A 23,638-nucleotide genomic window follows, 5' to 3' on the forward strand; every position below is an offset into this window, starting at 1 on the left:
ATGGGTATTTTAGACGACCTGAAGATGGAATATAGGGTGGGCGGCATTGTACAGCGGCTCATCTTTTGGAATGTAGGGCTTTTTGTGGTGCCAATGATACTGTTCAGTATCCTGCGACTATCGGGAATCGACCTCCCGGAATGGGACTGGACGTACCGTGGTGCGTACGGGCAGGACTGGTTCAGCCTTTCCTCCAACCCGGCCAACCTCCTTTGGAAACCATGGTCCATCCTCCTTTACAATTTTCTCCACAGCGGCTTTTTGCACCTGCTGTTCAACATGCTCATGCTCCACTTTGCGGGCAGGCTGTTCCTGACCTTTTTTACCCAAAAGCAGCTGTTTCGGGTATATGTCCTGGGTGGTGTTTTTGCCGGGCTGCTGTACATCATCAGCTACAACCTCCTTCCAGCCTTGGCGGGTACACAGGCAGGCATGACAGGGGCTTCGGCAGCCATCATGGCGATACTATTTGCCACCACGGCCTATTCGCCCATGTATTCGGTGCGGATGCTGCTCATCGGCACGGTAAAGCTATGGCACATTGCCGGGGTGCTGCTGGCGCTCGACCTCATTTATGTTTCTGTAGAAAATACCGGCGGGCACATTGCCCATTTGGGCGGCGCGCTGTTCGGCTACCTCTATATTGTCCTGCTGAAGAGCGGCACCGACCTGAGTAAGGTTGTTTCGGCTGTTATTGACTTTTTTGCCAATCTGTTCAAGCCGAAAAAGAAAACGCCGTTCACGGCCGTGCACCGCAACACACCGCCGCCGCAGAGGCCTGTGGGCAAGCCGAAGGACATCACGCAGAAACAGGTGGACGAGATACTCGATAAGATAAGCAAATCGGGCTACGACAGCCTTACGAAAGAGGAGAAAGAATTTTTGTTCCGATTACAAAATAAATAGTAGATTTGGCTACTATAACCCCAACGGATGAAAAAGCTTTCATGGTTCAATAAGGTCATGTTTTTTTTCAATATAGTCCTCACTGTATTGACTTTCGTTGCATACCTGCTGCCGTTCATGGCGCCCAAGCTGTTCCCGCTGCTGTCAGTATTCACGCTTGTGCTGCCGCTCATGCTGGTGCTCAATTTCCTGTTTTTCCTGTACTGGCTGCTGCAAACCAAGCGGCAGATGCTCCTTTCAGGGCTGGTACTGCTGCTGGGGATAACCTTCATAAGTAAATTTTACAAATTTTCGGCTACCGACCTTCCCGCAGAGGAGGGCGACTTCACGCTGATGAGCTATAATGTGCGCATTTTCAACCTGTACGAATGGCTGCCGCAAAGGGACATTGCAGCTAAGATCATGGGTTTCGTAAAGGAGAAGGATCCGGACATCCTGTGCCTGCAGGAATATACCCGTAAAGGCAATGCCTCTTTCCCGGCGTACCGACATAAATATGTATTTACCCGCGACGGCCAGATGGGCCAGGCGATACTGTCGCGCTATCCCATAATCGACAGCGGCTACATTGAGTTCCCACAGTCTGCCAATAATGTGGTTTTTGCCGACATTAAAAAAGGGAAGGACACACTGAGGGTGTACAGCATGCACCTGCAGTCGATAAAGATAAGCCCCGACATCCACGAGAAGATCGATGAGCAGCGCTCTAAACTCATTTTCAGGCGCCTGAGCGAGGCTTTTGCCAAGCAGCAGCACCAGGCGGAGCTGTTCGAAAAGCACAAGGCGCAATGCAGGCATAAAATGATCATTTGCGGGGACCTGAATAACAGTGCATTTTCGTATGTCTACCGGAGTGTAAAAGGTAAGATGAACGATGCCTTTGAGGAAGCAGGCAGCGGTTTCGGGAAGTCATATAACTACAAATACTATCCCGCGCGTATTGATTATATCTTTGCCGACAAGGCCATCGAGGTAAAGCAATACACTACTTTCGATACTTTCATAAATTCCGACCACTTTCCTGTCATGACCAGGCTGTCGGTACAGCAGGAGGAGGAATAGCCAATAGCCGTCATTTCCATCAACAAAAAATCCCGATGCAGTTGTGGTTGCAGTCGGGATTTAAAAGTTAGTAAACCCAGAGGTTCTGGTACTATTATTTTGTATTTACATGTCCGTCAAGCTCAGCTCCCGGCTTGAATTTTACCACGTTCTTAGCAGCAATGCTGATAGTTTTACCAGTCTGAGGGTTACGTCCTTCCCTTGCAGCCCTGCTAGATACTGACCATGACCCGAAACCAACTAGTGAAACCCTTCCGCCTTTGTTAAGAGTACCGCTTACGTTAGATACAAATGATTCAAGCGCTTTCTTAGCAGCACCTTTAGAGATTCCTGCGTCAGCAGCCATTGCGTCGATTAATTCTGATTTGTTCATAATAATTGCTATTAATTGTTTGGTTAAAATTATGATATATTCTATTCCTGTATACAAATTTAATAGGAAATCCAAAGTACGCAAGTATTTTGGCCATATTTCAAATTAATTGTTGATAACTTTTATCAAAATGTTCACAATGAGGCTTGGTTTATTAAAATTTTGTTAAACTATCAGTGTTTTCGGGCTATAAAGCCACTGCTTCGGCTGAAAATGACATCCCATTGAGTAATTCCCGTACCGTCATTCTTTTCTTCCCGGGAAACTGGAGGCTTTTAATTTTTATGATACCGTCGTTCACAGCGACCGTTATTTCCCTCTTATCAGCAAAAATGTCCCCGATTGTCCTGTCATGGCTTTCTTCCACAAATTCCGTTTCATATACCTTTACATCCCATTCCTTTTCGCCGTCCTTAAAGATGCACCAGGCGGCAGGGTAGGGGCTCAGCCCGCGTACCAGGTTGTGTATTTCGATGCCGGGCTTTGTCCAGTCGATCCTGGAATTGTCGCGGTTCAGCTTGTAGGCCGTTTTCAGGTCGCCCGTTACCGGCTGCACTGTGGTTTCGGCATTGCCGCTTTCAATAAGGGTCAGGGTTTTTATCACGGCATCTTTGCCAAGCTCCATAAGGCGGTCGTGAAGCGCCCCGGCGTTTTCGTCCGGTCCTATGCCAATTTCCTGCTTCAGGATCATGGCGCCGGTATCTATCTTTTCATCGATAAAGAATGTCGTCACCCCGGTGTGCTGCTCCCCGTTGATGATCGCCCAGTTGATAGGCGCCGCACCCCTGTATTGCGGCAGGAGGGAGGCATGCAGGTTAAAGGTGCCGAGCTTTGGCATTTTCCATACCGCCTCGGGCAGCATACGGAAGGCCACTACCACCTGCAGGTTGGCATTAAGGCTTTTCAGTTCGGCGAGGAAGGCTTCATCCTTCAGGTTGGTGGGCTGCAAAATTGTGAGGCGTTTCTCCAAAGCATATTCCTTTACCGCCGAATATTTCACCTTCTGGCCGCGGCCTGCGGGCTTATCGGGTGCGGTGATCACCCCGGCTATGTCGTAGTTGTGCTGGTATATGGTATCGAGTATGCCCACGGCAAATTCGGGCGTTCCCATGAAAACAATTCGTAAGCGTTCCATTTATTTCAGTGTGTATTGATTGTTTGTATTCATTATTATGCGGTTGCTGTCCAACAGCAGCTTCAGGGCAAACACGGTTTCCTCAGGCGTAAGCTGCAAACGGGCCTCAATGTCGCGGGAGCCCATCGGCTGTTCTTTTAGCATTGCCAGTATAGCATTTGCCGAATCGACCGGGCTTTGAGGCTTGCGGGCCTTTGTGATGCAGTAAGAGCATATAACGCAGTCCACAGTGTCCTTTTCATCAAAATAGTCCAGTATAAGGCGGCTTTTGCAGGTAACAGTGTCGGTAATGTAACGGATGACCGATGCAAATTGCTGTACTTTTATCTCATTCTGCCTTTCCAGGAATTTTACTACCCGGTTAATCGTCAGGTCGTCTTCCCGCATTTCATTAAAGGTAATGCTGCTGTCGTTGCCCGAGCTCTTCAGCGTAATGACATCCTTTTGCTGCAGCTTTTGCAGCAGCTTCATCAGTTCCTCTTCGCTGATTTTTGCTTTCTTGGTAACAAGGCCGGTATTGATGGCAGTTTCCATCTCAAAGATACCGGAATAATTCCGCAATATGGCCAGTATCGCCTCCTCGTCGGCAGGGTTCAGGCTGATGTAGCGCATCACCTCCTTGCTCGGGATGATGAACTGAAGGCTTACCTTTTCCGAAAACTCCTTCGACAGCGTCAGGATGCCCTGGTTGTCGAGAAACTGCAACGCGTTGAAGGCCTTCGCCACCGGGAAATTATACTTTTTGCAGAATTCCGTGAAATTAAAGGGATACGTCTCGTCTATGCCTTCGCCATAAGCGATCTGCAGAAAGCTGTTGAGGCGGTGGTATATTTCCTTCAGGAAAGCCCTGTCGGGCAGCACCCCTATGAACTGGCTTTGCGCTGAGCGTATATCCGACGGGCTCACGAGCAGCACGGCATACGACTTCTTCCCGTCGCGGCCTGCACGTCCCGCTTCCTGGTAGTAGCTCTCCAGGTTTTCGGGGAGCTGTATGTGGATAACGGTGCGCACGTTCGGCTTGTCGATACCCATCCCGAAGGCATTGGTGGCTACCATGACCTGTACACGCTCCTTTAGCCACAGTTGCATGTTCTTTTCTTTTTCGGCTTCCTTCAGGCCGCCGTGGTATAGCGTTGCGGTAAAGCCCAACGACTGCAGCTGCTGGGACACATCGTGGCAGGCCTTGCGGTTGCGCACATATATTATGGAAGGTTCCGGGTTCTTTGCAAGTATCTGCTGTATGCGGTGCAGCTTATCCTCCACCTCAAAAACCATATAGGCGATATTTTCGCGTGCAAATGACTTTTTAAAGACGGCGGGAGCCTTAAGGTCCAGCTGCTTTATGATGTCCTCCTGCACCCTTTGTGTAGCTGAGGCTGTCAGGGCCATGAAGGGCACGTGGGGCAGCTGCTTCTTTAATGCCGAAATCTTCAGGTACGCCGGGCGAAAGTCGTGGCCCCATTGCGATACGCAGTGGGCTTCGTCTACCGCCACCAGGTTTATCGGCAGGTCTTTCAGCCGTTCCACCACCCATTCCGATTGCAGCCTTTCCGGCGAAAGGTACAGGAACCTGTAGTTGCCGAACTTGCAGTTGTCCAGCAGGTCGCTCAGCTCATCGCTATGGATTCCGCCGGTAAGGGCTATGGCCTTTATGTCGCGGCGCGCAAGGTTCTGCACCTGGTCTTTCATCAATGCGATAAGCGGGGAAATGACAAGGCACAACCCTTCCTTCATCAGGGCAGGCACCTGGAAGCAAACCGACTTGCCCCCGCCCGTAGGCATGAGCGCAAAGGTATCCCTGCCGTCAAGAACCGATTGGATGATTTTTTCCTGCGGTTCCCTGAAGGTGTCGTGCTGCCAGTATTTTTTAAGGATCCCCAGTGCGTCCTGCATAGTTATTCTGAAAGTTGCCCCAAGATAAAAAGAATTCTGTTATCGGGGGTGTCTTTCGGGACTTCAATCAGCTCGTAGCCGTAATTTTTATAGGTTTCCTGCAAATGGACTGCAATCAGTTTCGCCTGCTCATAGTTCTCATAGCGGGCATCGTCGGCAGTATATATTTCTTCCCAGGGCGGCAAAAAGAAAATGCGCGTGTATTTGTGGTCGCGGCAGGCTTCGTCAAAAAAGGCAGGGTAGGAATCGCCTATGTAGTGCATGTACGCAAGTACATCCGGCAGGCCGCGGTCAATGAAAATGATGTCGGTTTCCTCGGCAAGGGCGTTGTGGTACTGTTTCTTGCGGCCTTCCAGCAGCAGCTCGCTAAACAGCAGCGGCTTCTCCAGGAAAAGCTGCTCGATGCCGTTCCGGCGCGCCTCGAGGGTTACCTCACGCGAAATCTCCGGATAACAGGTGTATCCTTTTTCGGTGAGTTTTTCGATAAGGGTGGTTTTCCCAGAACCGGGACCGCCTATGATGACAACTATTTCCTTGCCCACTTTTTTTGAAATAAGCGGCAAATTTAATCAAACACAAATGATTAATAAAAATGTTTCGCCACGAATTGCGCTAATTAACACAAATCCGCTCCAGGGTAAAACAAAAAAGCTGCCCTGTTACGGGCAGCTTCAGCTAAACAAATCGAAAAACCTTAGTGTGCGGGTGCGGTACCCACTTCAATATATTTTTTAAAGTTCGCGATGTCGCTATGAATCATTTTTTCAAATACAGGGGTCAGCAGGCTGGCGGCAAGCTCCCCTGCTTTGCCCAGCGGTGCACGGTAGGAGATGGTCACTTCAAGGTCGGTTGAATTACCGTTTTCCGCAAACCTTACCTTACCGGCATTATCTACGGCAGAGCCGGGCATCGAGTGCCAGCTTAGCAGTTTCCCCGGTTCGTCCATAAGGATTTCTGCGGTCCATCCGATGGTACCCAGACCACCGGGAATACTGGCCTTCCATTGCGATTTATGTTCGTCAATAACCGCAACGCTGTGCAAATGGCTCATGAACAGCGGAAGGTTTTGCAGCTCCCTCCACGCGTTGTATACTTCTTCCACAGGCTTATCAACGGTCAATGATGTGGTGATCGACACGTTTCCTCCCTTTAGCTTCCCGGTCCTTTCGATTACGTCATATGCAGGGCAATAGCCGCTTATGCCCCTGAAAAGCATGGTACCTGCTGCAACACCCTCCATAATTTTTTTGTCATTTTTTTTGGTCAGTGCGCGGTACAACAGGTATGAACCGGCCGCTACCATAAGGATGCGCTCTGTTTTGCCTACGTTTACCCTCAGTCCGGGAACGATGCTTTTTTTGTGTTTGTGCAGGTACGGGTCGGCTTCATTCGGGTTAGAAACCGAAGCATAGCGGTTCGGGTCGGTACCCGAAGGATCGTATTTCGAGAAATTTTGTTTTGATGGATTTTGAGTAAGTCCCATGGCTATTAAATTTTTTAGTTATTGAATTTCCTTCATACTAAAATTACCCATTAAACTGCTATGGGCCTTGTAATTATATTATAAAGTATTCCTAATATTCTGATAAATACATTAACCTAATTTTCCTGTTAAAAAATAGTATGCAGGCATAGTTTCTTAACGATGCATTAAGGTTTGGTCACAAATAAATTGTAAATGTCCCAATATGTTTTCCTGTCACGTTTTATGTGGGTAATTTTGATATGGAATTCAGGAAGAATGAAGGCAACGTCCTTATAATGAATGTGAAACCAAAAAAATAATGAGCTATGAAAAATTTACTCTTTACACTGTTATTTTCCCTCCCCCTGATGGCTCAGCACAATTTCAGGGCAGAAGACGGAAATATTGTTTGGGAAAAAGCGTTTCCTGTTAATAATGTGAATGTGGTGGCGATGATCGAATCGCATCCGGAACTTACTGTTGATGCCTATATGGACAACCTTGTACAAGGCGGCGCAAAAGAAATGGCTATAACGGGCGAAGGGGGCAGCGGCCTCATGCAGAACAATTGCAAGTTTGATTATGTGATTGTAATGGAGAATGGCCAATATATCGTAAAGGTAAAAGATTTTAAATTTCTTGAAAAGATGGGCCCTATGCAAATGAGGACCGTAGCCAGCAGTTGGGAGAAATATTTTATGGATGAAAGGAAAATAAGGCCTACGCCAATAACCCAGGGCAATCTTCAGCATTTGGACAATTTCCTTACCGGCATATTTGCGGGAGCGGCTATTACCAGTTCCGGCGAACTTACAGCGAACTAAGCAACAAAATATTATATCCAGAGAATTCCCGGTTACTACCGGGTTTTTTTATGGACAGGCAGTCCGGTGGAATTCATTCTTCCCCACGGCCACAGGTAACCATGAGTGTCGGGTTCGCTGCCAACATACTCCCGCAATTTTTACCTTAGGCTATTCCAAATAAAAAAGCCATTCCGGAGAATGGCCTTGTGAAAAATCAATCAACCCTATGTTGTCTCGCACTTGTGGCGTATGTATTTAGTTGAACCTTACTTCAAGGACATCAATCTCGCCCTCGCTTATTTCGTCGTTCTCGTCCGGAATTACGTTGATGCCGGAAATGCAGAGTGATTTCACTTTTTGGGTACCGGTCCTGATCAGCTTATCAAAGTTGGACGGGTGCAGCATCAGCATCACATTATCGTTAAGGGCATTGGCAAGGATAAAATTTTTGATCGTGGCTAAGTCAATGTTCTTTTTCATGGAGATAAATTTTGTTGGTTCTGAGAATACAAAGATGGCTCATAAACCTTTAAAATTATGGTAAGGCATTCCTAATAAAAGATTAAAATTTTTAAGAATTTTCGGAAGCTATTACGATATAGCATTGTGGAAATTCCAAATTTTAAATGACAATTCTAATTTCAAATAACTGAATAACTGAATAACCGAATAACCAAATAACCAAATCAACCCTTTACCACACCAACAGCTTCAGGAAATAATCCACGTCGTTGGAATATTCCTTCCTTGCGGTGCTGATGCCAATAAGGGTATATTTTTCGTCCTCATGCCCGCCCTCAATCTCAAAGCTGCCTGTTGACTGGTGCGTAGCGAGGAAGTCCCTGATGTCAAAACCGTCCAGTGCGCTCTTTGGCAGCAGCACAAAATAATCGATCACGGTATCCGTACCCTTAAAATCGGCTTTGCCCTCAAAGTTCTTCAGTTCATCAAAGGCGTCTTTGGCATATTGGTAATCCATTTTTGATTTTTTATGTTCTATTTTTTATTGTCCATTGGCCGGTTTGTACGAAATTATCATTATCGATTTTCATACGGGTAAGTCCCAATAGAAAATAATCAATAAAAAATATCATTTCGAAAGCCACTTATACAGCTTTTCTGCATTCTCTTTTGTGAATAATCCCGTACCCTTGCTCATTGTAGCTGCCGAACCGCAGGCTACGCCCATCCGGGCCATTTCGCTGTGCGTTCCGCCATTGGCCAGTACGGATACCATGCCCGCCACCATGCTGTCGCCCGCGCCCACGGTGCTTAACTTTTTTACCGATGGTGCAGGTACGTGCAATGTTTCGTCTTTGGTTACGAGGTAGGCCCCCTGAGGCCCCATAGAGACCACAACAATCTCGGCCTTACCTTCGTCAATCAGCTGTTTGGCGGCCTCATCAGCGCTCTCATTATCCAGCTCTTCCCGGCCGGTCAGCTTGCTTAGCTCGCCCAGATTGGGCTTGAGCAGGTATACGCCTTCTTCCAGTATTGCTGCCAGTGCCTCCCCCGAAGTATCGGCTACGACCTTTATGCTTTTAGCTTTTAGCTCTTTTACCAGCCTTTTTAAAAATGATGGCGCAATACCCGGTGGCAGGCTTCCGCTGATTACAGCTATTTCGGGCAGTGGGCTGATGCCGAGTATTTCGGAATGGATGGCTTCAGCTTCTTCCTTTGTGATGTCCTCGCCGGGCATCCCGAACCGGAACTGGTCGTTGCTGGCGGTATCGACCACAATGAAGTTTTCACGGGTCTCCGCGGTAACAGGTACAGCCTTGCAGTCGATATTTTCTTTCTGCAATAGCTTTTCCAGCATTTCGCCCGTGCGGCCGCCTGAAGTGAACAAGGCTACAGACCTAACGCCGAGCCTTTGCAGGCCGCGCGACACATTGATGCCTCCTCCTCCGGGTTCATATTTAGGCTGCGAACAGCGTATTTTCTTTTCGGGTTTTATGCCGTCTGCCTCACAGCTTTTATCTACGGTGGGGTTCAGGGTAATGGTAAGCACGCTTTTGGCCATGTTAATCGGGTATGTTCGTTACAGGCTAATATAACAATTATATGGGCGCGCCGGCACTAACGGTGTGTTAAATGGCATGTGTGCCTTTATGAATTTTAGCCACATAGGCGCAGGCCGGCTACTAATCTGATAAAACGCCTGCTCCTATGTAGTTAAAATTGAATATAATTTTTAATGGAATTTAGCTTACGAAGCGCTCCAGGATGCTATATTCGTTGCTAAGCTCCACATAGTAGCAGCCCTTGGGAATCTCTACATCAAAGTCAGATATCTGCTTATCGGTAAAGCCAAGCTGCTTCAGTTCCTTGCGGGTGTGGAGTAATAAAGGCTCATCGCCAATATAGTACAGGTTATCGTCATTACGGTTTATTTCGGTGATTTTGCCCGTTATCCCATAATCCATGGAATTGTATAGCAGTTCTTTCTCCAGTTCCCGGTCGGAAAGGGAGTCGAGCCAATTTTTGAGGTCTTTTAGCTTCATTTTTGCAATAGTAATTAATTAATAGATAATTTTAGGGGAATGCGATCAATACTTTGTGGGGCAAAGAATTAACACGATAAATATAGAGAAATAAATTTACCGTTAACAAATTTTTAAGAAAAAAAATCACGGTATTGTTTTAGCCGGCCCGGGCACTATCGTGCGGAAGGTAAGGTTGATGCGCGGATGCTTTATTTTTACTGATGGCGGCAGGCGGTGCAGCCAGTTGGTCTGGGTAGCTCCTTTCATTACCAGAAGGCTTCCGTTTTGTAAAATTATCTCCCTTTTTTCGCCGGTTTTTTTATGTTTGAACATAAATTTCCGTTCGGCACCCAGGCTTATCGAGGCAATTACGGTGTCTTTTCCGAGGGCTTTTTCGTCGTCGCTGTGCCATGCCATTCCTTCGTTTCCGTCATGGTATAAGTTCATTAGGCAGGAATTGAATATTATACCGGTCATTTTTTCGGCTATGGCTTTCAGTTCCAAAAGCTCCTTTGTCCACGGCAGGGCATGCTTGGTGGTGTTGGAGTAGGTGTAGGCATACTTTTCATCGCCATACCATGCCACCTTGCGTTTGGTTACGATCCTTTTTCCGTATATTACGGCCTCGTCATGCTGCCAGGGAATGGTGCTGAGCAAGGTGTCATAGTACATGCGGGCCTCCTCCTGTGGAAGGATAGGGCCGTGGTACAGGACTTCGCCATCATAGGGGAGGATGTTGGGGTCGGAAGTGAACAGGTCCATCAAAGCGGTATTCTTTTTGCAGTAAAGATACAATAACCCCAATGAGTTGCCTGTTATTTAACAACAAGCCTTTAAAGTAATATAAGCACTAAAATGAAACGATTTGACGTAAAGCATACCGTGTTCCACATCCTTGTAGGACTGTATTTTATATGGGCTTTTATATTTGCCGCATTGCTGGCGATGGCCATAAGCAATACGGTTGAGCCCCGCAATTCCGAACTCACCGGAATGTTCCCCGTTTGGATACTGATGAACCTGGTGATGGGTTCGGCATTATATGTTGTCATGCGGATGTTTCGCAGTAAAGACGTCATTAACAAGGCGGTGAGGGTTTCCTTTATTGCATTAGCAGCGGCAGCTTTAGGCATTATGGCCTATATGGCAATAAAGGCATAAAAAAACCGCCTGCACCGGGGAGGAGCGGCGGTTTTCAAAAAATAACCAATTTATAACCTAAACCTATATACTATAGATTACGCAAAATTGAAAAGGTTGCGTAGGTGGTGTAAATTTTTTCTGAACTTTTTGTAAAATTATCCGGACTTGCCGTTTTTTCTGAAAGTTAACGGCGTATGATGTATATTTGCGTTTATTTTTATGACGAATGGATAAGAAAAGTGAAGAATTTTACGCCAGGCTGAAGGAAGAGCTTGCGGGCTCAGCCGAATGGCCTGCCGAATACCTGTTTAAATTCATAGTGCAGTCAGACCCTGCCAAGGTACAGCAGGTGGAAGACGCCTTTAACAACATGGGTGCGGTCATAGAGACTACCCAGTCAAAAACCGGCAAGTATACCAGTGTTTCCATCAATGTGAAGATGGAAGGGCCGCAGTCGGTAATCGACAAATACATAGCGCTCTCTGAGATTGAGGGCATCATTTCATTATAATAACATAGTATGCGATTCAATTCAGACGAAGCCATTGGCAACCTCGAATACAATTCCGAAAGGGAGCACCTCATCATACCCGAATATGGCCGCCACCTGCAAAAGCTCATACAGCAGGCAGTAGCCCTTGAGGACAGGGCTGAGAGGAATAAGGCTGCAAAATATATCATATCGGTAATGGGTACGCTCAATCCGCACCTGCGCGATGTGCCCGACTTCCAGCACAAGCTTTGGGACCAGATTTTCATCATGTCCGACTTTAAGCTGGAGGTAGATTCGCCTTACCCGATACCGTCACGCGAAATGCTGCAGCAAAAGCCTGACAGGCTCGACTATCCGCAGAATTTCCCTAAATACCGCTTTTACGGCAACAACATCAAGTACATGATCGACGTGGCCAATAAGTGGGAGGATGGCGAAATGAAGGATGCGCTCATCATTGTTATTGCCAACCACATGAAAAAATCCTACCTGAGCTGGAACAAGGACACCGTGGTAGACTCGGTGATATTCGAGCACCTGTACGAGCTTTCGGGCGGGAAAATCAACCTGCAGATGGGAGCCGACGAATTGTCGAACGTTACCGACCTGATGAAGGTGAACAAGAAGCTGAGCAACAAAACGCAGTTTGGCAACCCAAAACAAAAAATGCAAAGGCCGGGCAACGGCAAGAATAACCTGAATAATAACAAAAACAGAAAATCCTAAATTCCATTCCGCTGCATGGGAACATTTAAAATTGAAGGCGGCGCGCCGCTAAAAGGGGAGATCACGCCACAGGGAGCCAAGAACGAAGCGCTCCAGGTGCTGTGTACCGTATTGCTTACACCCGAAAAAGTAACGATCAGCAACATACCCGACATCATCGATGTAAACAAGCTGATCAACCTCTTGCGCAGCCTTGGCGTAAAGGTTGAAAAACTGGCCCATGGCACCTATTCTTTCCAGGCCGATGAGGTAAACCTTGCCTACCTTGAGAGTGAAGCCTTCAAGAAAGAAGGCGCAGCGCTAAGGGGATCGATCATGATCGTGGGGCCGCTGCTCGCACGTTTCGGCAAAGGCTATATACCAAAGCCGGGCGGCGACAAGATAGGCCGCAGGAGGCTGGATACGCACTTTGAAGGGTTCATCAACCTGGGAGCTAAATTCCGTTATAACGAAGAAGACCATTTTTATGGCGTGGAGGCCGACAGGCTCAAAGGTACCTATATGCTCCTTGATGAGGCATCGGTTACCGGTACGGCCAACATTGTGATGGCTGCCGTGCTTGCCGAAGGCAAAACCACCATATATAACGCCGCGTGCGAACCCTACCTGCAGCAGCTTTGCAAAATGCTGAACAGCATGGGAGCTAAAATTACAGGCGTAGGCTCTAACCTTATCGAGATCGAGGGTGTAGACAGCCTTGGCGGGTGCGAGCACCGCATACTGCCGGACATGATCGAGATCGGTTCGTGGATTGGCCTTGCCGCCATGACCAAAAGCGAGATCACCATTAAGGATGTAAGCTGGGACAATCTTGGGGTAATACCTTCAACGTTCAGGAAGCTGGGCATCACGCTGGAGCGCAGGGGCGATGATATTTACATTCCCGCGCACACTGATGGTTACGAGATACAAAACTACATCGACGGTTCGATACTTACCATTGCCGATGCACCGTGGCCGGGCTTTACACCCGACCTTTTGAGCATTGTGCTTGTGGTTGCCACCCAGGCGAGGGGCAGCGTACTCATCCACCAGAAGATGTTCGAGAGCCGCCTTTTCTTTGTAGACAGGCTTATCGACATGGGTGCGAAAATCATGCTGTGCGACCCGCACAGGGCCGTGGTGATAGGCCTCGACTTCAAGTCGCAGCTTAAGGGCATCACCATGTCATCGCCGGATATCAGGGCGGGCATATCGATGCTTATCGCTGCGCTTTCGGCCAAGGGCGTGAGCACCATCCAGAACGGTGACCAGATCGACCGCGGCTACGAAAGGATCGACGAAAGGCTTAAGGCCATCGGGGCTAAGATCGAGAGGATCGACTAAGGATATTTTGATATAGAGAAGGCCCGCAATTTTGCGGGCTTTTTTGCGTTAATTTAGTTGCCATTTAAATCATAAACCAAACCAATACATCATGAAAAAAATTATTGCCGCACTGGTATTCGCTGTTTGTTTTTCGGCGAATGCCCAAAAAGCAGAAACGGCTGAGCCAATACCTTTTATAGAAGTTACCGGGACAGCTGAGAAAGAAGTAGTTCCCGACATCATTTACATTTCGATCACTTTACAGGATAAAGTGGTAAACAAATCCGAATATACCATTGCTGCCCAGGAGGAAAGGCTGAAGAAGGCACTGAAGGAATTGAACATCGACCTTAAAAACCTCTCGCTCGGAGGTGCAAGTTCTAACATTGTGTACCACAAAAAGAAAGAAAAGGGGGTTAGCCAGCGCCAGGAGTACAGGCTAAAAGTTTCAACTGCAGCTGAAGTCAAGGGCGTCTTTGAAGCGCTGTATAATAGTGATATAAAGGAGGCTTATGTTGAAAGTACTGACCACTCCCAAATGGATGCCCTTAGGAAAGAAGTGCGTACCAAAGCAATTAAAGCGGCGAAAGAGAAGGCTACCTATCTTCTTGAAGCGATTGGAGAAGCTCCCGGGAAACCTTTGGTTATAAAGGAAGAGAATGGAAATGTTTATCGTGCTAATGCGGCCTTATCAAATGTTGCCTATGAAGAATTTAAAGATGCTGACGCTGAGGTTGGCTTTGAAAACATCACCATCAAATTCTCCTACTACGTGAAGTATGCCATAAAGTAATTGCGAAATTTTTAGTATATTTAGGAAAAATCAAAGCCATGGACAACAGTACAAGCTCTTACCGGGAAATTTTAGAAGCCGACAAACGCAGGAAACGCAAAACCAATACTATCGTAATCATTGTAGTGGTTGCCGTCATAGCGCTGGCTGTGACGTTTTTCTTCATGATCTCATCGTTCGTAAAAAATTCCGATGCCTATCGCGCCGCCATCGAGCATTTGGGCAACGACCCCGAACTGAAAGCCGAAACCGGCGGCATCAATGAATATAGCGTGGACAGCTTCCATATCCATACTTCGAATGGCCACGGCGAAGCTACCTTCGATATAACCGTAGACGGAAAGGAGAAGGACATCCCCGTATACCTCGAACTCACAAAACATCCCGACGGGAAGTGGGAAGTACTTAAGGTGGATAAATAATCCGTGATAAAATAGAAGGCCCGCGATTGCGGGCCTTGTTGTTTTCTTTTATTGATTCGCCAACTCAACCGCCTTATCCAGCACTTCATCCTTACCTGCCCTGATGCCGGCTATGGTAGGTAAAACTTCAAGGTCTATCTTTACGCCCACGCGCTGGGTCTGTGTGCCATCGGGGTAAAACACGCCAAGCCCCGTCATCCAGGTCATGTACCCACCGGGAAAATAGATTGTGCTCACATTACCGTCCGCGCCTGCGGTCTGGCTGCCTATCGTGGTCACATTATCACCGGCCTGTAATGACATGGTGGTGAATTCGGCATGGCTTTGGGTGGTCTCATTAACCATCACGATGACTTTGCCGGTATAGGCATACGGGCTTTTGCTCCTCGGGCCTGTACTGTACGTTTTTAGCCAAAGGTATTTTCCGGGATAGTCCGGATTGGGCCTTGTAAAGTGTACAAATACCTTTTTATCCTTCATCAGGTAACGGCTTATTTCGTACAATGTGCCCTTCGGGTAATTGCGGATGTCGAAGATCAGCGCCTTGCATTTGCCCAGCTTTTCAAACATGTCATGCACGTCGGCAACTTCAAGGATGCCCATGTTGATGTAGCCGATATTGCCGTCGAGGATCCTGTATTTTTCCGGAGCGGCTTCTTTCGGAGCGGCAAACTCCTTTTTGAGGTATCGGGTTATCTCTTTGGTAGCGGTGCTTCCCTCTCTTTCAAAAGTAATGGCTGCCTTGTCGGTACTGCCGTTAAATATGGCGAAGTAAGCATTCCTTTTCCTCCCTCCCGGATTGGATGCGGGGATGTAAGGGCTTTTTTTGGTAAGTATGTCGTTAACCGACATGCCGTCTACATGGGTGATGGCATCGCCAATGCGGAGGTCGTTTTTCTTAGCCTTTTCCTCATCATAAAAACCTGTCACTACTGCCTTACCGTCGATAATACTGAACTTCACCGGCGCCCAATAATACCCAAAATACTGGTTGGTAAGGTCGGTATGAAAAAATCCGTGGCTGTCGTCTATGCTGGCTACCAGTTCCAGCATTGCCAGGTGATATTCCTGTGCATTGGCTTTGCTGAATTTCGGGATCATTTCCACCAGCACATCGTCCCATTTTTGGTCGGTTTGGTATTTGTACGGAAAATAATATTCCACAATGTTCCAGTAACGGAACAGGGCAAGCAGCCTGTAGTGGGCATTGGGATATTCAAAGTCTTTATATTCCGGCTCATTTTGAATGGTTACATTATCGGCTCCGCCAAACCCTGCATAATGGCTTTCGCCCAAATGCCTGTTGGCCTCAATGTACTGTAGTTTTTTTGTCAGTTCGGGAGTGAAGGCAGCAGCGTCTTCCATCCACGCCATGCTGAAGTTCTTTTCAAATGACTCCTCTTTCTGTTTTTTGCCGCATTTTTTGCATACAGGCACTTCGCCCAGGCCGTCGATCCACTTGATGTATAATGCGTTTAGCTCTTCTTTGGTCGTGGCTTTTTCCACTTCCGGCAGCAGGTCAATGAGTTTTTGGTCCCAGTTGAATTTGCCACGGGCCACCTGCGGGTGGTAGTACTTCAGGAAGCCCCAAATGCGGGCGGTAGCCTCCAGTTTTTTGATTTCTGTCACGGGCGTTGATGCCACTGCCGACTGCATGATGAAGGCGGCCAGTACTAAAATCAGTTTTTTCATTATTCAGGTTTTTTAGTTGGTACTTGTTTGGTTAACCACATAGGTACATAGGCCTGTTTTCCTTAGAAAAGTTTGATATAGCGCACAGAGTGTGAAGCGTAGCTTCATCTATGTGTAAATATGTTCCCTTTCCAATACTATGAAAAACTATGTATTTATGTGGTTGAATAATTTTTAAAGGAAATCCAAAAACTTCAACCCGAAAATCACGCCATCGGTAACGAACCCGCCCTGGTAGGCACGCACGTAGTCGATGCGCAGCATCCTGAACTTCCCGAATCCTACGTTGTCAAATCCTGCGGTAAACTCATGGTAAGGCTTGTATTGCGGTGTGGCAATGCTGTGGTAGCCCAACACGAGGTTCCATTGCAGGTCGGCCAGCAGCGGTATCTTGTTCATCACATAGCCCTTGTCGTTGTGCTCTATGTGCGTTTCGAGGTACGAATCGTTGGTGCTGTGCGTGTAGTAGGGGAGGAGGTTAAATACGTTGAGGTACTGCTCCTCGGTACCCACGTGCGTCTGGTTTCCGTTAAAGTGCTTGTAATCCATAAAGGCAATGTTGTCGGCATTAAAGAACTTCCCCGCCTTTACGTTGAAGCCGAACGTCCCCTTGTTGTGGAATGTTTCGCTGTACGATATGCGTGCGGCAATGAAGTCGTACTCATATCCCTTCACAGTAGACGAAAACGCCTTTTCATACATGAACGATATGCCGGGATAGTTCACTTCGGTAATCGGGATCTTGCCATCCGGGCGGCTGATGTACTTTTGTCCGAAGCGTATCGTACCACTGATGTTGGCCTTCCAAAGCTCGTGCTTTTCAAAAGGCGCCGAGGTATAGTTCTCCGGCTGGAGCGGGTCGTTGGAGGTATAGTCCTTGTTGTCCTTTATCAGCACATAATTGGTGTTGTTGAAGAGCGGCCTGCGTCGGTTGTACTCTACGCTTCCGGCCATGGTAAGCCCGTTAAAGATCCAGCGGCTGGTACCCACTCTCGCGTACGTTTTGTCGTACAGCTTCATGTAATTCTCTTTGAACAAAAGCGAACTGAAGGTATTCATTATGGGTGAGATGGGTTCCGATGGGTTGAACTGGTTGATGGTATTGCCCCCAGAGAAACTGTAAGTACCCAGCTTCCATATCCGGGTACTGAAACCGCCGTGCGCCCGGAAACGGTCTTCGGCAATGCCGTAGTTCATCTCAGTCCAAATTGAAAGATTACGCTTTTTGTCCATGTCGAAGGTATTGAACGACAGGCGGGTGTCAAAATTCCAACCCTGTACAGTGTTATATTTCGGGAACTGCAGCAGGCCATCATAGTTGAACGATGTCTTGAGGTCTTTGCTCCGGTAGTCGTAGCCCGAAATGACATCAAATACCTTAAAGCGGTTGCGGTTGGTAATAGTGGTATCCCTCGAGGCCTTGCGAACTTCTGCGATGCTGTCTTTTTTTACATAGTCGGTGCGTTCCTCATCGGTAAGCGGCACAGGGCGCACACCTGTCCAGTAGATGGAGTCTTTTTTATTGGAATCCTTTTCAAATGATACGAGTTCCTTGGTAAACGTACCTTTCTCAAACTTTTCGTGGAAAACGTAGTTGCTGTACACGTGGGTCATTTTACCCGTAAAGCCCACACCGAACATCCCCGCACTAATGTCAAACGTCTGCGAGTTCTTGGCCCAGATGCCGTTGGTGCTGTTGTAGCTGAAGTTTTGCTGCAGCTTGAGTACTTCCAGAATGTTTTGGCGGATGCGGTAACCCTTGATGTCAAGGTCGATGGCCGAGATTGCCCAGCTGTCGTCTACAATATAAATGTAACCCTCGAACACCGGTTCCTTATCGCGGCGCGGAATCACCTTGATCTTGCTTACCTCAAAGCCGTTCTCGTCGGTAAAGCTGCCTTCGTATTTATATTTGTAGTACCCAAAGCATCCTTTGGCAATGGGCGATATCATGTCTACATCCTCCATAGCAACATAGTCCTCGTAAAAGTTATAGAACGTGCCTGCCGCCGTGTTGTAGCTGAAGCCGTTGTTGTCGCCGCTTATCTTCGAGGCAATTATTTTTTCCTTCAGGCTGTTGGGCTGCTGGAAGGTAATGTGCGAAACGGTCTCGCTCAGGTAAATGATGCCGCTACCGGTAGAGTCCAGTTGGCCTTCGGGTACGTCGACTTTCATCCCCATGATGCGCTTGGGTACATTCTTCACGCGGAAAATTCCCTTGGAGTAGAAGTCGGCTTCAAAGCGGCCGGTCTTTTCTGAGTTTTTCTTTTTATTGGCTACGGCATTGCGGATGATGGCATATGCCGGGTCCTCGCCCTTAGTGATGGTAACTTCGTTCAGTTCGTAGCTTTCGTCTTCCATCACTACATTGAGCATGTGCGGAAATGACGTAATGTTCACCGGAATTTTTTTGGCTTTGTAGCCGATGGACTGGAACAGCACGGTGTACTTGCCGGTTTCTTTAAACGGGAGGTCATACTGCCCGGCCTCATTGGCCGTAGTGCCCGTATATGTGTTTTCGATGGTAACGCTCACGAACGGGATAGGTTCGCCGTTGGTGGAGGTAATTTTTCCTTTTATCTGTGCGAAAGACGCGAATCCTGCCAAAAGGAAAATTGTGGTAATGAATTTGTGCATGGTTTTATTGGTTATAGGTAGGTAATCGGTTTTTAGGATAGACGGAATTTACATAGGAATGGTTGCATAAGGGTTAAAAAAAAGTGAACATTCAGGGAAGATAACGGGAGTTAAGGGGACTTTCTTACAATTTTGGAGGATTTTTTAGTATGTTTGGAGTATGGGTTTCTTTGCAGAAGTAATAAGCGATCTTGTTTTCGACGACGTATTGTCGTATATCGAATAACCCGGTGCGTGGATCCATTGGCGGCTGAAGGGTAAGCGTTTTTCCTTTAAAGAGCTGGTTGAACGGTATTTCGGCATTAATCTCCTATTGTCTTTATTGGTGTATGGGATAATTGGTATAATTATCTGGCAGGTAGTTTCGTTATTGAACTAGTTACAGTAAATATTTTATGGAAGAAATCTTTTTTGAACTCATTTTTGCTTTTTTCAAATACCCGGGTACGTTGTTTCATTGGCTGCTTCGCGGGATGACACCTTCTTTTGATGAAGTGCTGAAAAAATATCAGTGGGTTAATGCAGGGCTTTCGGTTTTTATAATCGGTATGGCAGTGGCAATAGCATTTTAAATGCGGCATACATTATCGTTGATGCTTTTTCCCTTATCTTTGGGTAAATACATCATACAATGAATACCATACAGGACCTCCGGCTGGCCGTGCTGATCGATGCCGATAACGTGCCTTATTCCAACGTAAAAGGAATGCTTGAGGAAATTGCTAAATACGGCACCCCAACCTACAGGCGCATTTACGGCGACTGGACCAAACCCACCGTTTCCGGATGGAAGGGCGTATTGCTCGAGAATGCCATTACGCCCATACAGCAATACAGCTATACTTCAGGAAAAAATTCCAGCGACAGTGCGCTTATCATCGATGCGATGGATATCCTCTATTCGGGCAAGGTAGACGGGTTTTGCATCGTGTCATCCGACAGCGACTTTACCCGCCTGGCTACCCGCCTGCGCGAAGAGGGGATGAAAGTTATCGGCATGGGCCAGAAGAAAACGCCTAAGCCTTTCATAACGGCCTGTGATAAGTTTATCTACATTGAGATCCTGCCGGGCAGTGAAAGTAAAAAGACCGCAACGAAAAAACCGGTTAAGGCTGGCAAAGCAGAAAATCCGCAACCCGAACCGGAAGTGGTGGAAGCCGCCCAAACAAAGGAGACCCTGAGCACTATAGACAACAGGCTGATCAGCCTGATACGCAAGAGTATCAACGATCTTGGCGATGAGAACGGCTGGGCATTCCTGGGCGACCTTGGCAACTTCATACTGAAAAAGCAACCCGACTTTGACTCCCGTAATTACGGCTTCCCGAAACTGCTGCCTTTGATAAAGAGCATCGACAGGTTTGATGTTGACGAAAGGGAAACCGGCAAGAACAATATCAAACATGTATTTGTAAAGAATAAATAGTACGCATTTAGATTACCAATGAAAAAGATTACCGAAGCGATAGTGCGCAAGGACAAAACCGTAAATAAGGTGCAGTTCGACAAGGAATGGTTCTATTCGCTTGAAGACATGCAGGATTTCCTTAACGAAGACCTTTCCGGCGTAGAAGCCGTTACCCTGCCTATGGACATTTATGGCGAAATCCTCAACGTAAAATGTGCGACCTGGGAAGACATCGAGCGTTTCCGCCAAAAGGAGCCGCTGGACGATTTTAGGGGGAGTGTGCTGCGTAAGAAATAGTTACCGGTTGATGGTGTTGTTGGTTGTCAGATTAGCTACTGGCGTTATAATTAAGATTATGGGTCTAAATCCGACAACCAACAACCGGCAACTGGCAACCATCAACCATCAGCCCAACTACTCCAATATATCCAAAAACGTCAGCCCAAAAATAACCCCGTCGCTCAGGAACCCGCTTTCATACGAGCGTATGTAATCAATGCGCAGGAAACGGAACTTGCCCCAGCCCAGGTTATCGAAACCGGCGGTGAATTCCATGTACGGCTTGTGCTCGGGTGTCGAAAGCGCATGGGCGCCCAAAACTAAATGGTAATTCAGCTCACTGATAAGTGGCAGCTTGTTGGTTATATAGCCCTTAAAGTTATGTTCCAGATGCCCTTCCAGATATTGGTCGTTGGTGCTATGGGTATAATAGGGCAGGAAGTTGAACACATTGAGGTAGCGTTCCGACTTGCCAATGTGCGTCTGGTTGCCGTTGAAGTGCCTGTAATCGACAAACGCTATATTCTCTGAATTGAAGAATTTTCCGGCACGTATTGCCATCCCTGTTTCGCCCTTGTTGCCTGCATCCATCGTATAGGTAATTCGTGTCGAAAGATGGTCGAAGTTGTAATCCTCTATGCTCGACGCAAAGCCTTTTTCATACTTCAGGTAAAGCCGGGGGTAATCGGGGTTGCTAATGATTTCCCTGCCGTCGGGGCGGGTGCGGTATTTTTGCCCGAAGCTGAAACGTGCCTGCAATGACGCCTTCATCAGGTTGTGTTTCAGGAAAGCGGGCGTTTCATAGTCAAACGGCAGTAAGGGGTTGTTCGAAGTGTAAGGTTTGTAAATGTCTTTCAGCGTTGAGAAGTTGGTGTTGTTGTACAGCGCGTGCCTGCGTGCATATTCAACCGAACCGTTTACGAAAATTCCGTTCAGCAACTCTTCCTCATAAGCCACTTTAATGAATGCATTGTCGTAAAACTTCGCATAGTTGTCGCGGAAGAACAGCGTGCTGACACTGTTCACGATCTTATTGATGGGCTTTTCGGGGTTGAATTGCTCCATGCTGCTGCCGCCCGTTACCGTTACAATGCGCTTGGAAAAATTATTGAACTTATGGGAAAAGGTCCCGGTCGCCCTGAAACGCTGCTCGGCAAATCCATAATTCAGGTCGGTGCCAAAAGTTGTATAGGTGTTCTTATCGGGGTGATATTTCGTGAAATGAAACCCTGGTGCCAGCCAGTAGGCCTGCACCGTATTGAAGGCCAGGCGTGTGGCAATGCCGGTGTATTTGATGTCCCAGTTGTCTTCGGAGTTGTGGTAGGTATACCCAAGTATCGGCGAAAGCCACTTGAAGCGGTTGCGTTCATGGTCGATGCTGTCCAGATATGCCTTGCTTTTCCGTAGCTCCTGAAGCCTGTCCTTGCGGATGTAATCGTTGCGTTCCTCGGGTGTAAGCGGTATGGGCCGGCTGGTGTTCCAGTAACTGTCGGGCTTTTTATTGGCATCGGCTTCCACAAGCTGTACTTCAGGACCAAAAGTATTTTTGGCGAATTTTGGGTCGAACTTAAAATTACTGTACACGTAACTAAACCTGCCTGTAAGCCCCACGCCAAAAAGCCCGGCGTTGAAATCGATGGTCTGTACATTCTTGGTCCAAAGCTTTTCCCGTGCATTGTAGCCGAAGTTTTGCCTTATCGTGAGTGAATCCAAAAGCGGCTGTTCAATCTGGCTGCCCTTCAGTGTGAAGTCGGTAGCGTACAGTTCCCATGTGCTGTCTACTATATAGATGTATCCTTCCACTGCCGCCTCGTTTTTCTTTTTGGGCGACACTTTTATCTTACTGATGAGGTGGCTGCTATCATAAAACGAACTTTCCAGCGTATAATCATAGTAGTTAAAGGCATTGTCGGCAATTGGCGATACCACGCGCACCTCGAACGGCAGAAAGTTTTCATAAAAATCAAACTCTGCAGTTTCAGCACTGTTATAGCTAAAGCCGTTGTCTTCGCCGCTCACTTTTGAGGCTACAACCACTTCGCGAATTTTATCCGGTTTTTGCGACTGCACCCGCGATACGGTTTCCGAAAGGTAAATAATGCCATTGCCTGTGGTGTCGATAGAGCCGCCGATGTCTCCAATTTCCTGCCCCAGTATTTTATCCGGTACATCGGTAAGCGTAAAGGTGCCGCGGGAGTAGAAATCGGCTTCAAAAGTGGCTGTCCTTTCGGAGTTTTTTTCGCGGTTGGCAATCGCTTCGCTGATGATCATGCGGGCCTGGTCGCTTTTATTGGTTATAATAAGCTCGTCCAGCGTATAGCTCTCGACCTGCAAAGTAAAATTAAGCGTATGCGGGAATTTAACAACATCCACAGTAACCTCCCTTGTAGTGTAACCTATGGAACGGAACACCAGGGTGTGCCTCCCTTTAGCCGAAAGCGGTAGGGTGTAGTAGCCGTCTTCGTTAGACGATGTGCCGTTGTAGGTGCCTCCCTCCAGTACGCTGGCAAAGGGCACGGGCTCTCCCGAGGCTGATACTATCCTTCCTTTCACCTGTGCAAAAGTTGGAATGCTTAAAAGCAAAAGGAAGTACAGTAGATGTTTTTTCATG

The 23,638-nt window shown here is 47.4% G+C and carries 25 protein-coding genes; 12 read left to right on the forward strand and 13 right to left on the reverse strand.

The annotated features are described in order from the left end of the window. Entirely contained in the window at nucleotides 1-906 is a 906-nt protein-coding gene (locus OGH69_RS00390) for a rhomboid family intramembrane serine protease (RefSeq protein ID WP_265172448.1), read from the forward strand. 27 nt (nucleotides 907-933) lie between these two features. Then, nucleotides 934-1,968, forward strand: a complete 1,035-nt coding sequence (locus tag OGH69_RS00395; RefSeq protein WP_265172449.1) for an endonuclease/exonuclease/phosphatase family protein — start codon at nucleotides 934-936, stop codon at nucleotides 1,966-1,968. Nucleotides 1,969-2,062: 94 nt separating this feature from the next. On the opposite strand, the gene OGH69_RS00400 is transcribed toward OGH69_RS00395, so the two are convergent. From OGH69_RS00400 to OGH69_RS00420, 5 genes are all read right to left on the reverse strand, one after another. After that, nucleotides 2,063-2,341, reverse strand: a complete 279-nt coding sequence (locus tag OGH69_RS00400) for an HU family DNA-binding protein (protein ID WP_265172737.1) — start codon at nucleotides 2,339-2,341, stop codon at nucleotides 2,063-2,065. A 187-nt stretch (nucleotides 2,342-2,528) separates the two neighbouring features. Then, nucleotides 2,529-3,476: a methionyl-tRNA formyltransferase gene (fmt, locus tag OGH69_RS00405; RefSeq protein ID WP_265172450.1), complete on the reverse strand. Its 948-nt coding sequence runs from the start codon at nucleotides 3,474-3,476 to the stop codon at nucleotides 2,529-2,531. After that, the gene (locus tag OGH69_RS00410; RefSeq protein ID WP_265172451.1) at nucleotides 3,477-5,369 is read right to left on the reverse strand and encodes a RecQ family ATP-dependent DNA helicase; all 1,893 of its coding nucleotides are present in this window, start codon (nucleotides 5,367-5,369) and stop codon (nucleotides 3,477-3,479) included. 2 nt (nucleotides 5,370-5,371) lie between these two features. Continuing rightward, nucleotides 5,372-5,911: an AAA family ATPase gene (locus OGH69_RS00415; RefSeq protein WP_265172452.1), complete on the reverse strand. Its 540-nt coding sequence runs from the start codon at nucleotides 5,909-5,911 to the stop codon at nucleotides 5,372-5,374. 152 nt (nucleotides 5,912-6,063) lie between these two features. Further along, complete coding sequence (locus OGH69_RS00420) at nucleotides 6,064-6,852, reverse strand: SRPBCC family protein (protein ID WP_265172453.1); 789 nt, start codon at nucleotides 6,850-6,852, stop codon at nucleotides 6,064-6,066. 308 nt (nucleotides 6,853-7,160) lie between these two features. Here OGH69_RS00420 and OGH69_RS00425 point away from each other — a divergent pair, with 308 nt between their 5' ends. Continuing rightward, nucleotides 7,161-7,658, forward strand: coding sequence for a hypothetical protein (locus OGH69_RS00425; RefSeq protein WP_265172454.1), 498 nt, complete (start codon nucleotides 7,161-7,163; stop codon nucleotides 7,656-7,658). Between the two features lie 237 nt (nucleotides 7,659-7,895). Here OGH69_RS00425 and OGH69_RS00430 read toward each other — a convergent pair whose 3' ends face one another. The 5 genes from OGH69_RS00430 to OGH69_RS00450 form a co-directional block, all read right to left on the reverse strand. Next, nucleotides 7,896-8,120: a hypothetical protein gene (locus OGH69_RS00430; RefSeq protein ID WP_265172455.1), complete on the reverse strand. Its 225-nt coding sequence runs from the start codon at nucleotides 8,118-8,120 to the stop codon at nucleotides 7,896-7,898. 214 nt (nucleotides 8,121-8,334) lie between these two features. Further along, nucleotides 8,335-8,619 carry a hypothetical protein gene (locus tag OGH69_RS00435; RefSeq protein WP_265172456.1) on the reverse strand — a complete coding sequence of 95 codons (285 nt, stop codon included), beginning with the start codon at nucleotides 8,617-8,619 and terminating at the stop codon, nucleotides 8,335-8,337. Nucleotides 8,620-8,730: 111 nt separating this feature from the next. Beyond that, nucleotides 8,731-9,663, reverse strand: coding sequence for a 1-phosphofructokinase family hexose kinase (locus OGH69_RS00440; RefSeq protein WP_265172457.1), 933 nt, complete (start codon nucleotides 9,661-9,663; stop codon nucleotides 8,731-8,733). Between the two features lie 181 nt (nucleotides 9,664-9,844). Then, complete coding sequence (locus tag OGH69_RS00445; RefSeq protein WP_265172458.1) at nucleotides 9,845-10,144, reverse strand: hypothetical protein; 300 nt, start codon at nucleotides 10,142-10,144, stop codon at nucleotides 9,845-9,847. Nucleotides 10,145-10,270: 126 nt separating this feature from the next. Next, nucleotides 10,271-10,888 (reverse strand): alpha-ketoglutarate-dependent dioxygenase AlkB family protein, encoded by a 618-nt coding sequence (locus tag OGH69_RS00450; protein ID WP_265172459.1) that lies wholly within the window; start codon nucleotides 10,886-10,888, stop codon nucleotides 10,271-10,273. A gap of 93 nt (nucleotides 10,889-10,981) precedes the next feature. Here OGH69_RS00450 and OGH69_RS00455 point away from each other — a divergent pair, with 93 nt between their 5' ends. The 6 genes from OGH69_RS00455 (at nucleotide 10,982) to OGH69_RS00480 (ending at nucleotide 15,011) form a co-directional block, all read left to right on the forward strand. Beyond that, entirely contained in the window at nucleotides 10,982-11,287 is a 306-nt protein-coding gene (locus tag OGH69_RS00455) for a hypothetical protein (protein WP_265172460.1), read from the forward strand. Between the two features lie 208 nt (nucleotides 11,288-11,495). Further along, complete coding sequence (locus OGH69_RS00460) at nucleotides 11,496-11,780, forward strand: DUF493 domain-containing protein (protein WP_265172461.1); 285 nt, start codon at nucleotides 11,496-11,498, stop codon at nucleotides 11,778-11,780. A 9-nt stretch (nucleotides 11,781-11,789) separates the two neighbouring features. After that, on the forward strand, nucleotides 11,790-12,488 hold the full coding sequence (locus tag OGH69_RS00465; protein WP_265172462.1) for a DUF4290 domain-containing protein: 699 nt from the start codon (nucleotides 11,790-11,792) through the stop codon (nucleotides 12,486-12,488). A 15-nt stretch (nucleotides 12,489-12,503) separates the two neighbouring features. Then, the gene (murA, locus tag OGH69_RS00470) at nucleotides 12,504-13,814 is read left to right on the forward strand and encodes a UDP-N-acetylglucosamine 1-carboxyvinyltransferase (protein ID WP_265172463.1); all 1,311 of its coding nucleotides are present in this window, start codon (nucleotides 12,504-12,506) and stop codon (nucleotides 13,812-13,814) included. Nucleotides 13,815-13,905: 91 nt separating this feature from the next. Next, nucleotides 13,906-14,589, forward strand: a complete 684-nt coding sequence (locus tag OGH69_RS00475; protein WP_265172464.1) for an SIMPL domain-containing protein — start codon at nucleotides 13,906-13,908, stop codon at nucleotides 14,587-14,589. A 38-nt stretch (nucleotides 14,590-14,627) separates the two neighbouring features. Continuing rightward, nucleotides 14,628-15,011, forward strand: coding sequence for a cytochrome c oxidase assembly factor Coa1 family protein (locus tag OGH69_RS00480; RefSeq protein ID WP_265172465.1), 384 nt, complete (start codon nucleotides 14,628-14,630; stop codon nucleotides 15,009-15,011). Between the two features lie 48 nt (nucleotides 15,012-15,059). On the opposite strand, the gene OGH69_RS00485 is transcribed toward OGH69_RS00480, so the two are convergent. Next, on the reverse strand, nucleotides 15,060-16,703 hold the full coding sequence (locus tag OGH69_RS00485) for a S41 family peptidase (protein WP_265172466.1): 1,644 nt from the start codon (nucleotides 16,701-16,703) through the stop codon (nucleotides 15,060-15,062). Nucleotides 16,704-16,877: 174 nt separating this feature from the next. Then, nucleotides 16,878-19,340, reverse strand: a complete 2,463-nt coding sequence (locus OGH69_RS00490; protein WP_265172467.1) for a DUF5686 and carboxypeptidase regulatory-like domain-containing protein — start codon at nucleotides 19,338-19,340, stop codon at nucleotides 16,878-16,880. A 395-nt stretch (nucleotides 19,341-19,735) separates the two neighbouring features. Between OGH69_RS00490 and OGH69_RS00495 the strand changes: the two genes are divergently transcribed. Genes OGH69_RS00495 through OGH69_RS00505 form a run of 3 tightly spaced genes read left to right on the forward strand, consistent with a single transcriptional unit; the run spans nucleotide 19,736 to nucleotide 21,045 of the window. Beyond that, nucleotides 19,736-19,912: a hypothetical protein gene (locus OGH69_RS00495; RefSeq protein WP_265172468.1), complete on the forward strand. Its 177-nt coding sequence runs from the start codon at nucleotides 19,736-19,738 to the stop codon at nucleotides 19,910-19,912. Between the two features lie 59 nt (nucleotides 19,913-19,971). Further along, nucleotides 19,972-20,766, forward strand: coding sequence for an NYN domain-containing protein (locus OGH69_RS00500; RefSeq protein ID WP_265172469.1), 795 nt, complete (start codon nucleotides 19,972-19,974; stop codon nucleotides 20,764-20,766). A gap of 18 nt (nucleotides 20,767-20,784) precedes the next feature. Then, entirely contained in the window at nucleotides 20,785-21,045 is a 261-nt protein-coding gene (locus tag OGH69_RS00505; RefSeq protein ID WP_265172470.1) for a hypothetical protein, read from the forward strand. A 117-nt stretch (nucleotides 21,046-21,162) separates the two neighbouring features. On the opposite strand, the gene OGH69_RS00510 is transcribed toward OGH69_RS00505, so the two are convergent. Beyond that, the gene (locus OGH69_RS00510; protein ID WP_265172471.1) at nucleotides 21,163-23,637 is read right to left on the reverse strand and encodes a DUF5686 and carboxypeptidase regulatory-like domain-containing protein; all 2,475 of its coding nucleotides are present in this window, start codon (nucleotides 23,635-23,637) and stop codon (nucleotides 21,163-21,165) included. Nucleotide 23,638 lies beyond the last annotated feature (1 nt).

The organism is Flavobacterium sp. MFBS3-15 (assembly GCF_026107645.2).
In the GTDB taxonomy this organism is placed as follows: Bacteria; Bacteroidota; Bacteroidia; order Flavobacteriales; family Flavobacteriaceae; genus Flavobacterium.

Excerpts from the sequence above, each read along its gene's own strand:
- OGH69_RS00390 (WP_265172448.1), top strand. The coding sequence starts at position 1 with ATGGGTATTTTAGACGACCTGAAGATGGAATATAGGGTGGGCGGCATT.
- OGH69_RS00395 (WP_265172449.1), top strand. The coding sequence starts at position 934 with ATGAAAAAGCTTTCATGGTTCAATAAGGTCATGTTTTTTTTCAATATA.
- OGH69_RS00400 (WP_265172737.1), bottom strand. The coding sequence starts at position 2,341 with ATGAACAAATCAGAATTAATCGACGCAATGGCTGCTGACGCAGGAATC.
- fmt (WP_265172450.1), bottom strand. The coding sequence starts at position 3,476 with ATGGAACGCTTACGAATTGTTTTCATGGGAACGCCCGAATTTGCCGTG.
- OGH69_RS00410 (WP_265172451.1), bottom strand. The coding sequence starts at position 5,369 with ATGCAGGACGCACTGGGGATCCTTAAAAAATACTGGCAGCACGACACC.
- OGH69_RS00420 (WP_265172453.1), bottom strand. The coding sequence starts at position 6,852 with ATGGGACTTACTCAAAATCCATCAAAACAAAATTTCTCGAAATACGAT.
- OGH69_RS00425 (WP_265172454.1), top strand. The coding sequence starts at position 7,161 with ATGAAAAATTTACTCTTTACACTGTTATTTTCCCTCCCCCTGATGGCT.
- OGH69_RS00430 (WP_265172455.1), bottom strand. The coding sequence starts at position 8,120 with ATGAAAAAGAACATTGACTTAGCCACGATCAAAAATTTTATCCTTGCC.
- OGH69_RS00435 (WP_265172456.1), bottom strand. The coding sequence starts at position 8,619 with ATGGATTACCAATATGCCAAAGACGCCTTTGATGAACTGAAGAACTTT.
- OGH69_RS00440 (WP_265172457.1), bottom strand. The coding sequence starts at position 9,663 with ATGGCCAAAAGCGTGCTTACCATTACCCTGAACCCCACCGTAGATAAA.
- OGH69_RS00445 (WP_265172458.1), bottom strand. The coding sequence starts at position 10,144 with ATGAAGCTAAAAGACCTCAAAAATTGGCTCGACTCCCTTTCCGACCGG.
- OGH69_RS00450 (WP_265172459.1), bottom strand. The coding sequence starts at position 10,888 with ATGGACCTGTTCACTTCCGACCCCAACATCCTCCCCTATGATGGCGAA.
- OGH69_RS00455 (WP_265172460.1), top strand. The coding sequence starts at position 10,982 with ATGAAACGATTTGACGTAAAGCATACCGTGTTCCACATCCTTGTAGGA.
- OGH69_RS00460 (WP_265172461.1), top strand. The coding sequence starts at position 11,496 with ATGGATAAGAAAAGTGAAGAATTTTACGCCAGGCTGAAGGAAGAGCTT.
- OGH69_RS00465 (WP_265172462.1), top strand. The coding sequence starts at position 11,790 with ATGCGATTCAATTCAGACGAAGCCATTGGCAACCTCGAATACAATTCC.
- murA (WP_265172463.1), top strand. The coding sequence starts at position 12,504 with ATGGGAACATTTAAAATTGAAGGCGGCGCGCCGCTAAAAGGGGAGATC.
- OGH69_RS00475 (WP_265172464.1), top strand. The coding sequence starts at position 13,906 with ATGAAAAAAATTATTGCCGCACTGGTATTCGCTGTTTGTTTTTCGGCG.
- OGH69_RS00480 (WP_265172465.1), top strand. The coding sequence starts at position 14,628 with ATGGACAACAGTACAAGCTCTTACCGGGAAATTTTAGAAGCCGACAAA.
- OGH69_RS00485 (WP_265172466.1), bottom strand. The coding sequence starts at position 16,703 with ATGAAAAAACTGATTTTAGTACTGGCCGCCTTCATCATGCAGTCGGCA.
- OGH69_RS00490 (WP_265172467.1), bottom strand. The coding sequence starts at position 19,340 with ATGCACAAATTCATTACCACAATTTTCCTTTTGGCAGGATTCGCGTCT.
- OGH69_RS00495 (WP_265172468.1), top strand. The coding sequence starts at position 19,736 with ATGGAAGAAATCTTTTTTGAACTCATTTTTGCTTTTTTCAAATACCCG.
- OGH69_RS00500 (WP_265172469.1), top strand. The coding sequence starts at position 19,972 with ATGAATACCATACAGGACCTCCGGCTGGCCGTGCTGATCGATGCCGAT.
- OGH69_RS00505 (WP_265172470.1), top strand. The coding sequence starts at position 20,785 with ATGAAAAAGATTACCGAAGCGATAGTGCGCAAGGACAAAACCGTAAAT.
- OGH69_RS00510 (WP_265172471.1), bottom strand. The coding sequence starts at position 23,637 with ATGAAAAAACATCTACTGTACTTCCTTTTGCTTTTAAGCATTCCAACT.